At 55.9% G+C, this 12,052-nt stretch carries 6 protein-coding genes and 3 pseudogenes; 1 reads left to right on the top strand and 8 read right to left on the bottom strand.

Translation table 11 applies throughout. The features are described from left to right. Positions 1-87: 87 nt before the first annotated feature. Positions 88-291: pseudogene (locus FOY56_RS21345) on the top strand (IS5/IS1182 family transposase); the annotation flags it as partial. A 182-nt stretch (positions 292-473) separates the two neighbouring features. On the opposite strand, the gene FOY56_RS21340 reads toward FOY56_RS21345, so the two are convergent. From FOY56_RS21340 to FOY56_RS21300, 8 genes and pseudogenes are all read right to left on the bottom strand, one after another. Further along, the gene (locus FOY56_RS21340; RefSeq protein WP_146348184.1) at positions 474-2,015 is read right to left on the bottom strand and encodes a cryptochrome/photolyase family protein; all 1,542 of its coding nucleotides are present in this window, start codon (positions 2,013-2,015) and stop codon (positions 474-476) included. A 425-nt stretch (positions 2,016-2,440) separates the two neighbouring features. Beyond that, positions 2,441-3,427 carry a sulfotransferase domain-containing protein gene (locus tag FOY56_RS21335; protein ID WP_246139554.1) on the bottom strand — a complete coding sequence of 329 codons (987 nt, stop codon included), beginning with the start codon at positions 3,425-3,427 and terminating at the stop codon, positions 2,441-2,443. Positions 3,428-3,459: 32 nt separating this feature from the next. Beyond that, positions 3,460-4,157, bottom strand: a pseudogene (locus FOY56_RS21330) (IS5 family transposase); the annotation flags it as partial. A 331-nt stretch (positions 4,158-4,488) separates the two neighbouring features. Continuing rightward, a complete protein-coding gene (locus FOY56_RS21325) occupies positions 4,489-4,692 on the bottom strand; it encodes a hypothetical protein (protein ID WP_146348182.1) in 204 nt (67 codons plus the stop codon). Between the two features lie 344 nt (positions 4,693-5,036). Further along, the gene (locus FOY56_RS24080; RefSeq protein WP_146348180.1) at positions 5,037-8,105 is read right to left on the bottom strand and encodes a calcium-binding protein; all 3,069 of its coding nucleotides are present in this window, start codon (positions 8,103-8,105) and stop codon (positions 5,037-5,039) included. 165 nt (positions 8,106-8,270) lie between these two features. After that, positions 8,271-8,426, bottom strand: a pseudogene (locus FOY56_RS21310) (transposase); the annotation flags it as partial. Positions 8,427-8,724: 298 nt separating this feature from the next. Next, positions 8,725-9,513: a hypothetical protein gene (locus FOY56_RS21305; protein ID WP_146348179.1), complete on the bottom strand. Its 789-nt coding sequence runs from the start codon at positions 9,511-9,513 to the stop codon at positions 8,725-8,727. Next, on the bottom strand, positions 9,513-11,942 hold the full coding sequence (locus FOY56_RS21300; protein ID WP_146348178.1) for a Lon protease family protein: 2,430 nt from the start codon (positions 11,940-11,942) through the stop codon (positions 9,513-9,515). The genes FOY56_RS21305 and FOY56_RS21300 overlap by 1 nt, the downstream gene beginning before the upstream one ends. Positions 11,943-12,052: the final 110 nt, after the last annotated feature.

Genomic DNA, 12,052 nt, shown 5'->3' with positions numbered 1-12,052 from the left:
GCTACCGATTTAAGGCCAGTGCTAAGGCCGCAAAGAAAACAGAAAAGGAGACCGCAACATTGACCGCGTCATAAACCGCAACGCATAACTAACGGTGGGTCAAATCTCGGTGAAAATACCGGGTCAGTTCTCAGTGACATTCAACAGCTTCCATTGCACCGGTTCGTCACAGCGGGTCAGGTAAGTGATCATTTCGGCGCACGCTCCCTGGTTGGCAGCTTGCAAAAGGTTGATTGGCTGTTGGGGGATCGCGGCTACGACGCAGGTTGGTTCAGAGAAGCGTTGAAAGAATAGGGGATATGCGCGTGCATCCCAGGGAGAAAGCAACGAAAGACGACCGTCATATAGCAAACACGTTCCAAGGCGCATTGGCCGTCAGGCCAGGATCAGGATGAGTTAGGTTTTAGCGTACCGGGATGTGCTCTGATTGACCCAATAACTTTAGCCGTTCACCTTGTTAAAGCCGAAACGCCTCAAAGCGCATTCAGCACTTTTTGCGCCGTCTCGCGGTATGATGCTTTCTTCGCATCATCCATCTTGTCCCAGGTTCGATAGGTTTGCCCAAGCCGGGGGTTGCCGCGCAGTTTGTCTTCGTTGCGGATCAGGAAATCCCAATAGAGTGGATTGAAAGGACAGGCCTCGGCCCCGGTTTTCTGCTTCACATCATAGCGACACCCGGCGCAGTGATCTGACATCTTGTTGATGTAGTTGCCGCTGGCCGCGTAGGGTTTGGAGCCCAGAAACCCACCATCGGCAAACTGGCTCATCCCGATCACATTTGGCGCCTCGACCCACTCATAAGCATCGGCATAGACGGCCAGATACCATTCATGCACCTGATGCGGATCAATGCCCGCCAGCATGGCAAAGTTGCCTGTCACCATCAGCCGCTGGATATGGTGGGCATAAGCCTCGTCCCGGGTTTGTCCAATCGCAGCGGCCATGCAGGCCATGTCCGTCTTGCCTGTCCAATACAACCCGGGCAAAGGTCGGGTCGCCCCAAAGAAATTCTGATCGGTGTAACCCGGCATATTCAACCAATAGATCCCGCGCATGTATTCGCGCCAGCCGATGATCTGGCGAATATATCCCTCAACCGCATTCAGCGGTGCCCACCCGTCATAATAGGCCCGCTCGACCCGCCGACAGACCTCTATCGGGTCCAGAAGGCCCGCATTGATGTATTGCGCCAAAACCGAGTGATACAGGAACGGCTCACCCGTCAACATCGCGTCTTGATAATCCCCGAACTGAGGCAAGGCCTGATCGACAAACTGCTCCAACGCATCCAGCGCCCCTGCCCGCGTGACGGCGAACCAGAAGGGGCGCAGCATACCGAAATTTTCGCTGAAGCGGGCCTCTACCAGCTTCAGAACCTCTTCGGTCGTGGCATCTGGCAAGGTGTGACGCTGGGTCGGCATGAACAGGCTGCCCTTGGCGGGCTTGCGGTTGTCGCTGTCATAATTCCACTGCCCGCCTTCCGGTTCATTGCCTGACATCAGCAGGCCGGTTTTGCGACGCATCTCGCGATAGAAATACTCCATCCGCAACTGCTTGCGCCCCGCAGCCCAATCGCGGAACTCTTGGTGACTGGCAATAAAGCGGTCGTCGTCCAGCATCTGCAGATCAACACCACTTTGATCGGCCCAGTCCAACAGCGCGGTTTTCAACCGATACTCCCCCGGCTCTGCAACCAACACGCGGTCCGCAGGCGTGTCGCGTAACGCACGTGCAACCTCACCGCTCAAACTGCCAGAATTGTCAGGATCATCCAGTTTGACATACCGCACCTGCCACCCGGCCTCGACCAGTTCGGTCGCGAAGTGACGCATGGCGGAAAACACGAACGCGATCTTTTTCTTGTGATGCGCCACATACCCCGCCTCTTCGGCCACTTCGGCGATCAAAACGGTATCAGTGCCGGGATTTCCCGCGCGGAGCGAACAGATATCAACGCTAAGCTGGTCCCCCAGTACGAGGATCAATTTGCGCGGGGAACAATGTGTGTCTGTCATCCCATTCGAAATAGTACTTGAGAGGATGAGAGCAATGAATTGTACCGCTTTGACGACAAAAACAAATTTTGGCGCCTTCCACAGTTCACGGGCCCTCTGTCAGACGGCGCAAATTGGGGTGATGGTCCTGCGGAATCCGAAAACGAGCGAATAAGAACAGTTGTATCCTGAGCGCCGTCTCGGCCACAGTCTCATTGTCGTAAATCAGACAATGCGACCGTACACCGAAAAAGCAGTGACCTCCCTCCTCCGATGAACCCTCGTCCGGTAACTGGCCGCTGTCTTTGGCCAGCGCATCAAAAGAATTCAAACCAGATGAGCAGTATCTCCAAAGCGGCAAAACAACGTCTGTCTCAAACTATTGGGCGACGGAACATGGTGCATTTGTCTGGCGGTATCCGAAAACGTGTTCACGTCGCCGGACTTTAAACAGGCCCGCCATGCTCCAACCAACGGCGGCAATCGTCCGTCAGGACTCTGTCGCAAGCTTGTTCGTAAAAAGCCAATTCCTGATCTGACAAGATGTCCTTCCAGCGGCCATTGATGCCTTTGTGCAAAAAGGTCTGGGCGCCGCCGACCCAACTACTGCCTCCGTCCGGAACATAGTTGTCCGCGTCTGAGCGCATGCTTTCAATGGTGACCTCCTGCGCGACAGCTTGAACCGCGTCATCGTCGGCGGGAATTCCGAGGAAATCCGCAATTTTTCGAATGGCACCTGGCGTATCGTGCTTCATGTCCGCGTAGTGCATGAACATAATGTTTGGTAAATGCCTGTAGGGCCACCAAGATTGGACATTGTGAAGGTGGGACCAAAAGGGGTAGCCATCGCTTTCCCAATCGAACCAGCCCCGAGTGCACCACTCCTTCCAATAAGCATGAAAATCTTTTGGCGGGTAAGGGAATTTTGCGCCTACCAAGCCTGGTGTGTCGTTTGCTTCGGCATAGGCCTGGGCGCTATACTTTGCGTGGTGGTTCCACAGCGACAGTGCGACGTCTCGACCATCACGGCTGACGTACAAGTATTTGGCTTGGCGAAAGAACCGCAAGCTCTCCAGCGGTAGATGCGTCTTGAGGGTCCGGCGGGGAACGGGTTGCTCAAGGCCTTCGGCGATGACTTCCCATGGAATGCCTCGGAAATCTATCCAAGGATTTAGGGTCCAGACAGGCGCAGGAAAACTTTTATTTGGATAGAGTAGATTAGACACAATTGCCTGGGTCCAAGTCGTTCCAGCTTTAAGAGACGTTGCAATGACGATGTCTCCATCCCGAGGCTCAACCATGTCCCACCGGGTGCTGTCCAAGTGATGGTTTTGACAGACGCGGGTACGCCCGGGCAGATCGGATTGAGCGTGCATATTCTCTTCCAAAGCATTGGTTGTGAACACCGTGCCATATTTGAGGTGGCCAGGCAATTTCGCGGTCCTTCGTTTGCAGCGTATCTGATGTCAGCGCTTCGGTCGTACCATCTGGTGACGAGGTTGAAGCACCGTTCGACCAGGTTACGCAATGAATACAGCGAGTGATCCACTCCGACGCGCATCTTTCGTGATTTGCGCATGGCAATTTGGGTGAATACGTCCCGAGCCTCCATCTTTTTCCGAATTCTGTCAGAATCATAGCCTCTGTCGGCCAACAAAACGGTCGGCGCGGGAAGGTTGTCGGCCATGACCAGATCGAACCCTATGTAGTCGGATGTCTGACCAGACGTGATCTCGGTTCTCATGGGCAGGCCTGCTGCGTTGACGCGGAGGTGGATCTTGGTCGTGAAGCCACCTCTCGAACGGCCAAAACCCTGTCGCGGTGTCCCCCTTTTGCGCCCGCTGCCTGATGATGGGCTCGGATCACGGTGCTGTCGATCATCTGCAGGGCGTCCCCGCTTTGGTTCAGTGCGCCCATGATGTCCTCCCATACCCCTGCCAGCGTCCAGCGTCGGAACTGCCGGTAGACGCTTGACCATTTGCCAAATTCTTCCGGTAGGTCCCGCCAAGGGGCGACTGTGCGGGCAATCCAGAAAATCCCATCAAGAACAAGACGGTGGTTGGTGGGTTTGCGCCCGCTCGGGGCGCGGACAGCCAGGATGAAGTGTTCAAAGAACTTCCACTCCTCGTTCGACATGAGGTCTCGTGCCAAGTTGGTCTCCATTGCAGATACCAGCTTGATTCACGAGCAGGCGTCGGTGGGAAGCCCTTTTGTCAACACGGCCTAGTCAGTCCATCCCACGATGCGCTGCAGCTTTTTCGAACCAGCCATTGGCTCTTTGACAGTTCCAGAGACCTTCGCAACGCAGTGAATTGCTGACCTGAGACCAAACAAAATATCGAGCACGCAGCCATCTGTCCCAAAATCCCTGACGACGGACACTTGGGGTAGTTCCGCCTATAGAGCCACGTCTGGCCCTTCAGGTAGGCATAGCGAACGTGAGCAGAAGACATCGGTCTCCTCCTTTCACAGCAGATTGATTTTGGGGGATGGGTTACTGGTCGATGACCCTGAGGATCAGGTCCCGTTCAGGCTCACCGTATGCGCCAGCCAGAGGACCTGTGAGGGCGTACCCGGTGACGCAGTCCTCGAAGACCTCATCGATCTCGAACACATGCTCCGGGATATCGTCGAAGGCCCGGATGATGACGTGATCACCGGGGGCCAGCTTGGGTTGGCTGTCGTGTTCCTGCGCCACACCTAACCCCTCCGAGTGAGGAAGTCGGGCAACAAAGCCCCGAGGGTTAAGCTGAGCGGCAGAGGATACGGGAGGGGCTTCACCCAGTCAGGTAAGCCAGCCAGTACGAGAACAGCACCCGCAAACGCCTGAGGAACGGACAGGTAAAGGTTGAAGCGTCGTTTCAGAGCCCAAGACAGGGCCAGCCGGAAGCAAACCCCAACCGCAGCAAGCAGTGTGAAGGTGGGAAGCATCTATACATCTCCACGAGAGTTTCTTTGTATAGATGCTTGTGAGGGCTCAGTTTGTAGCGCTGGTCATGGCCTGCCCTTCAGGACCACCGGCCATGACTCCTAATGTCCAGCTTAGAAGATAAAGTCGGCTTCTCCCAAGCCTGCGAGATTGACCCCGACCAAAGTGATCACTGTGCCGTTGCCATCGTCAATGACGACGTCGCCACCCGAGGCCACCATGTGATTATCCTGAAGATCGGTGAAATCCGTGATGCCCGTGACAGCCGATAGATCGATGTCTTCCCGGTTGTTGGCCGCATTGAAGTCAAGGATCTGGTTATTGCCCCCGTTGTTACTGAACACGAAAATGTCCGATCCGCCGCCGCCAATCAGAATATCGTCACCGGCCTGATCCTGCAGGATGTCATTGCCGGTGCCGCCATCCATCGTGTCGTCGCCGATCCCGCCATCCAGCGTGTCGACGCCAGCACCACCCAGCAGAATGTCATTGCCACGGCCTCCGTCCATCGTGTCATTGTTGTTGCCGCCATCCAGCGTGTCGTTGTCATTGCCACCGTTCAGTACGTCGTTGCCAATGCCACCTTCCAGCGTGTCGTCTCCTGTGCCGCCTTCCAGCGTGTCACCACCGCGACCGCCTTCTACCGTGTCATTCCCGGTGCCGCCTTCGAGCGTATCGTTGCCGTTGGCCCCTTTGACGATGTCGTCATCTCCGCCGCCCGACACCACGTCGTCACCGGAGCCGCCATCCAGCGTGTCTTCACCGTTTCCACCAAGCAGGGTATCCGCGCCGCCATTGCCGTTCAGCCGGTCATCACCGTCGCCGCCATTCATCGTGTCGACTCCACCGCCGCCGCCCAGAACGTCGTTATCCTCACCACCGTTCAGAGTGTCATCGCCACCGCTGCCAATCAGCCGGTCTACGCCAGCGCCACCGATCAACGTATCGTCACCCTGGCCGCCAGCCAGTGTATCGCGGCCATCGCCACCATCCAGCCTGTCGTTGCCGCCATTGCCTGCAAGACGGTTGTTGCCGGCATCGCCCGTCAGATTGTCATTGCCGGTGCCCGAGGTGATGTTTTCGATGTTTACCAGCGTGTCGTTGCCATACCCGGTGTCCTGCGCACCAAGTTCGCTCAGATCGACCGTCGCCGCGTCAGATCCAAGGAACAGCGCAGTATCCACGTCATCACCGCCATTCAGATAGTCGTCGCCACCTTTGCCCTCAAGCGTGTCACTGCCTGCGCCGCTGGACAGGACGTTGTCCTGATCGTTGCCGGTTAGCGTGTCATTGCCCGAGCCTGAACTGATGTTTTCAATACTGATCAGCGTGTCGGTGCCGTGGCCATCGATGTCCTGCCCGGTCTCAAGCGACAGATCGACCACGATATTGGTGCTGCCGGTATAATAGGCCAGGTCCAGCCCGTCACCGCCATCCAGAATGTCATCGCCCAGCGCACCCGAGAAACTGTCATCCCCGCCCATGCCTTGCAGGTGGTTATTGCCATCATCGCCAAACAACAGGTCATTGCCGCCGCTGGTGGTGACGTTTTCGATGCTGACCAACGTGTCCCAACCCACGGCGGTGTATTGTTCGCCCAGATTGCTCAGGTTTACATAATAATCCAGCCCGCCCGAATACAGCGCCGTGTCTATCCCGCTGCCGCCATCCAACAGGTTGTCGCCTGTGCCGCCGTCCAGCGTGTCGTCATCATTCTCGCCGTACAATTCGTCGTTGTCATTGCCGCCTTCCAGCAGGTCATCACCGCTGCGCCCCCACAGAATGTCGTTGCCACCCTTGCCATCAAGGATGTTGTCCTTTCCGTTGCCAAACAACTCATCATTGCCAAATCCTGAACCATCGATGTTCTCGACGTTGATCAGCTTGTCAGTGCCCCAACCGGTGTACTGCCAGCCTGTGACGCCCAGATCGACATAGACACCATAGTCGGACAGAGAATACGACACCGTGTCATTGCCGTCTTCGCCATCGATCCTGTTGGTGCCCGTGCCGCCCCACATCTTGTCGTCTTCGGTGCCGCCCAGAATGACGTCGTTGCCGCCATGTCCAAAGAGAAAATCGTTATCCGCACCGCCGCGCAACGTGTCATCGCCGCCAGCGCCTTCCAGAATGTCATCACCGCCAAACCCGTCCAGCGTATCGGGCAGGGTATAATCGTCAGACATATAATAATTGTCTTCACCATCACCTTCATAATGGTAGCCATTGGTCAGGATCGTCAGGTCGCGCGCCAGGTCAAGGATCGGTTCAGCAATGAAATTGTAGTCCATCGTTGCCTGCGGCAGAAATGCCCGGTCGATTGCGTCCTGCCCGCGCTCACCAAATGTGCGCAGATAGTCCAGAAAATCTGGGGTGTTGTTGTACTCTGGGGTGTTGAGGGGAATGTATATTTGATCAATGCGACCGATTGGGGGAATATAAAGAGGCGAAGAGTAAGGAATACCTGGTTGGTTCAGGCCCGGTATGAGCTCAGATTCTCTACCTGAATTATTGAATGGATTAATGACAAGCTGTATGACATTGACCACTTCGCCGTTTGAATATCCCGGAGCGGTCGATGTTGACCCGATAAATGTTATTCTCTCAACATGCGCTTCGTTGGAGTTGTCTAAGACCTCAACACGAACGGCCTGTATCGTTACATTGTCTAATGCCTCTTTCTCGAGATCCGGCAAGACAGACAGCAGCGCGTCCTTAAGGTTCTCGGCAATCAGTTTTTCGGTGTCGGCAAACGCGCCGTCTTCGACCTGCCTTGCGATCTGCAGCCGCAATGAGGCGGCCGCCAACATCATCGGAATAAAGGCCGTCTGATCAATCGATGTATCGTTAAAATCGTTCTGCGCTTCGACCAGTGCTTCGTTGGCGTAGCGGACAGCATCCCGCGCATCATCGGGGTCTCCGGTGCGATCGAAACTGTCCCAATAGATCATCGCCAGATCCATTTTGCCCTGCACGTCATTCAGCTTTTCTTCAACCGCCTGAATAAGAAGCGCATCGACCCCTTCCAGAATCTCAAGGGAAATGCCCTTAAGATCGTCAAGCTGCTCCCGTATCTGATCCAGTTTGGCGTTCAGTTCGACAAACGGATCTGGCTCTGTGATCCCTTTGATAAAGTTGTAGACTTCAATACCGCTCGCGACTGAACCTAGTGGATCTGGCATTTTAATTGTTCCGATCTGAAAATTTCGCGCTGCAAGGCGTGCAGTGCCTCCCGCGACCTCATCGAGCCGCCCCCAATGGTTAACATACGCAGGATTCCAGATGCGCCGTAAGTTGCATTAATGCAACGCGGTCGTAGGGCGCAGGATTCAGGGACTTAGCCAAGCTTCGGAGCATTTTCCGGCCATCATTCGGGCAAAGACGCCCTTATCGCTCCATCGTTTCCAGCGGTTGTAGAGAACCTTGTTCGGGCCATATTCCTTCGGCGCGTCGCGCCATCGCAAGCCATTGCGATTGATGAAGATAATCCCGCTCAGAACGCGCGCCCTCCCATTGATTGCTTTGCAATCAATGGGTCGTGAGCCTAAAACTCCACCGCAACCGCGCGAGATCCGCCATCAGAGCGCTGCGCAGGATTGGGCGACAAGCGTTCAAACCTCAGCCAAGCGACGCGGCGCCCGGAACCTCAGAGCTCAGGATGGACATCTCTTTGATTGCAGACAGCACCAGGTCGAGGGACCTGAACGCGATGGGCCTGTTTTCTGTTCTGGGCCCTGTCATTCGTGCGCCCTGCCGTACCGCAAGGGCGATCCGAAAGGCGTCTACCTACGATCAGTGCGATCATTCCAGTCCCTCTTTCGTGTTCTGGTCATTTGCGACTGGAGGTATAATGGTGGAGTGCTCGATCCAGCGCTGACCCTGTTCCGCTCCAAGAACAACGACCGGGCACCGCGCAGCTTCCAAGAGTTGGCGGATCTGGTTTTCCGTTTGCAACGGACAGGCCGCCAGATCGACAACAACTGCCGACGCATTGATCCGGCTCAGTTGGGCAAGCAGTTTGGGTTCATTGTCCATCGTGACGCGGCTTGGTTCGGACGGGGTTGCCTCACTCTCCTCCGTCGCAAGCACCAGAAGCTCGGTCTCCAACACCTGCGCCAGTTCTCCGGCCAGCTTTTCCGCTCTTGCCGAGCCCCGAGAAGCGGTCGTTACAACAACAACCTGGCCGGGACGTTTGTGCATCTCGCGGTATCCCAACAACAGGATGTCCCACCCCTTCGATGCCTCGAAGAGACCGTGGATCAGTTCGCCGACACGCCGCTCGAAATACCATTTTGCGGATCGCGCGCGCGCGATTTTGGACAGCTTGTCGCGAAACGCGCGGGCGTCGCTATCGGCCAGGATCTGGATTTGGCGGGCCGACGGGGGAACCATCAGTGACCCGCCCGATGTGACAACTCTCTGCCCCGGCAATTGAACGATGTCGGCCATGACGTCTTCTTCAATCAAAATGCCGCCCAATTCAGCCGGAAGGGTCGCCAGGATCTGGTCAGCAAGTCGCATGGCCGCTTGGGCGTCCGCAAAGCACCCCGCACCGATCATGATCCGCGTATAGGTACCGGAATCGGCCATCACGTCTCGTCCTTGCTGGTTCCGTCTTCCGCGCTGCGCGCAAAGGCTTTGCGGGTGTTGGCGAATAGCTTCAGGCGGTCCTCAACTTTTGCGTTGACCGTATCCGGCGCGAAACGGCCATCAGCACCGCGTTTGCCCGCCGTGGTGCCTGTCAGGATCTCAATTCCTTCATCAATGGTTTCAATCGGAATAATCCGGAACTGCCCTTTGCGCGCGGCATCCACGACCTCGTCTCGCAGCATCAAGTATTCAATATTGGCCTTCGGAATCAAGACACCCTGCTTTCCGGTCAGGCCATGTGCCTTGCAAACCTCGAAAAAGCCTTCAATCTTTTCATTGACGCCTCCAATCGCCTGCACCTCGCCAAGCTGATTGACCGAGCCTGTTACCGCCAGCCCTTGATCAATCGGTAAACCTGACAAGGCTGACAGCAGTGCATAAAGCTCGGCAGACGAAGCGCTGTCGCCGTCAACGCCGCCATAGCTTTGCTCAAACACAAGGCTGGCATGAAGGGAAAACGGGACGTCCAGTGCGTAGGTCGAGGTGAGGTATCCCGACAGGATCATGACACCCTTTGAGTGCAGCGGGCCGCCCAGTTCAACCTCGCGTTCGATATCGACGAGTTTTCCGGCCCCCATACGCACCCGCGCGGTGATGCGTGATGGTCGGCCAAAACGATAATCACCAATACCGGTCACAGACAGCCCGTTGATCTGGCCGACTTTTGACCCGCTGGTATCGATCATGATGATCCTGCGCTCCAGGGCTTCCTGCATTCGGTCCCGGATGCGCGAGGCTCGTCTTTCTTTCTCCTGCACTGCCCGTGCGATATCGACCTCATCGATATGGCGGCTGTCGCGCGCACGGGCGTAATGCTCGGCCTCGCGCATCAGGTCACCCAGCGCGCCTATGCGTAGGGACAGTTTGCGCGAGTCCTCGGCCGCTCTTGTCGCTTCATCCAGAACTCTTGCGACTCCCTTCGCTGTCATTGGCAAAAGCTTTTCGTGGCAAACAAAGGCCGCAATCAACTGGCCGAACCGGGCCAGATTTTCGTCTGTTCGCTCAATGACATCCTCAAAATCGGCCTGCACCTTGAAAAGGTCCTTGAAGTCAGGGTCCAGGGTGACAAGCAGCATGTAGAGAAAAGGATCGCCAACAAGTACGACGCGGAGATCAAGCTGGATTGGATCGGGCTGCAAAGACGTCGTGGATACCAGATTGAGACGGTCGGACAGGGATGTAATCGTGATCGACTGGTTGCGTATTGATTGTTTCAGCGCCTCCCAAGCAAAGGGTTCGCTCAGAACCCGTCTCGCATCCAGCACCAGATAACCGCCATTCGCCCGGTGCAACGCTCCGGGCTTGATCATCGTGAAATTTGTCACGAGCGAGCCCATTTGAGACACGTGTTCGATCCTACCGATCAAACGATCAAAGGATGGCAAATCCTCAGTCTCCAAGGGGGCTCCGGCAAGGACTTCTGCATCCTGAGACACCATCACGTTGACGACGTAGCGGTTGAATTCCGGTTCGCGATGAAACTTCCTGATCGCCTCTGGAAACGCACCATTTTGGGAGTTCTCAGCGACCGCCAGGAACAATTCCGCATTCGCGATGATGTCCTTGTGAACATCATCCAAATAAAGGGAGATCGGCTCGATTTCACCGAATTCCAAACGAACCTCGTTCACGCGCGCCGATACGGCGCGCTCGGCCATCGCAGCATGCAGTTCTTCCACTTTTTTGCGGTGTTCCCGTTCAAGCTTGGGGCCTTCACGCAGCACCTCGGCCAGATCATCTTGCAATCGCGATATCTGTTCCTGGATTTGTTCCTGTTCGGCTTCATCCAGATTTTCGAAATCTTCGGTTTTAACCAGCTTTTCGTCCCGGATGGCGGTCAGCATGAAGCCCACCGGCGTTCTGACCAAGGCAATGCTTTCCGCCTTGGCGCGCTCTGAAAAGTCGGCCAGGGCCGTTTCGTGTTTTTCGCCGTATTCCTCTTCGATCGCCCGACGTTGGGTCTGATACTCTTCGGACTCAAACAGGCTAGGGATATCGTTCGCCAGATCATCCACCAGGTTCTGCATTGCGTGCTGAAGAGTTTTTGCGGTGCCCGAAGGCAGCTGGAGTGCTTTGGGTTTGTGGGCTTCTTCAAAGTTGTTCACATAGGCCCAGTCATAGGGTTGCCGCCGCTTGGCCGCATCTTCCTTTAGAATCTTGTTGATGGCCGTATGTCGTCCCGTGCCCGTAGGTCCTACGACAAACAAATTGAAATCGCGATGTGTCATGCCGGATGACAGGGATATGGCATCCATCGCCCGATCCTGCCCGATCAAACCTGAAACCTCGCTCGCTTCGGCTGTCGTTTGAAACCCGAGAAGTTGCGGATCACAGCGCTGGCGCAGAGCTTCGGCAGGAAGTGTTTTCATTGCGAAACCTTCTTTGACGTTGGTATCGGACCTCGTTGAACACAGGGCATCTTGCTGCCTTTCCGCCTCTGGCAGAATGATCTCAGTCAAGGATTATCAAAACCCGTTCT

It is taken from the genome of Falsiphaeobacter marinintestinus (assembly GCF_007923355.1).
GTDB lineage: Bacteria > Pseudomonadota > Alphaproteobacteria > Rhodobacterales > Rhodobacteraceae > Phaeobacter_A > Phaeobacter_A marinintestinus.
The sequence above is the reverse complement of the archived record's forward strand: the minus strand, read 5'-3'. Positions and strand labels throughout refer to the sequence as shown.

Coding starts and splice junctions, on each gene's coding strand:
- FOY56_RS21340 (WP_146348184.1), bottom strand. CDS start 2,015: ATGACAGACACACATTGTTCCCCGCGCAAATTGATCCTCGTACTGGGG.
- FOY56_RS21305 (WP_146348179.1), bottom strand. CDS start 9,513: ATGGCCGATTCCGGTACCTATACGCGGATCATGATCGGTGCGGGGTGC.
- FOY56_RS24080 (WP_146348180.1), bottom strand. CDS start 8,105: ATGCCAGATCCACTAGGTTCAGTCGCGAGCGGTATTGAAGTCTACAAC.
- FOY56_RS21300 (WP_146348178.1), bottom strand. CDS start 11,942: ATGAAAACACTTCCTGCCGAAGCTCTGCGCCAGCGCTGTGATCCGCAA.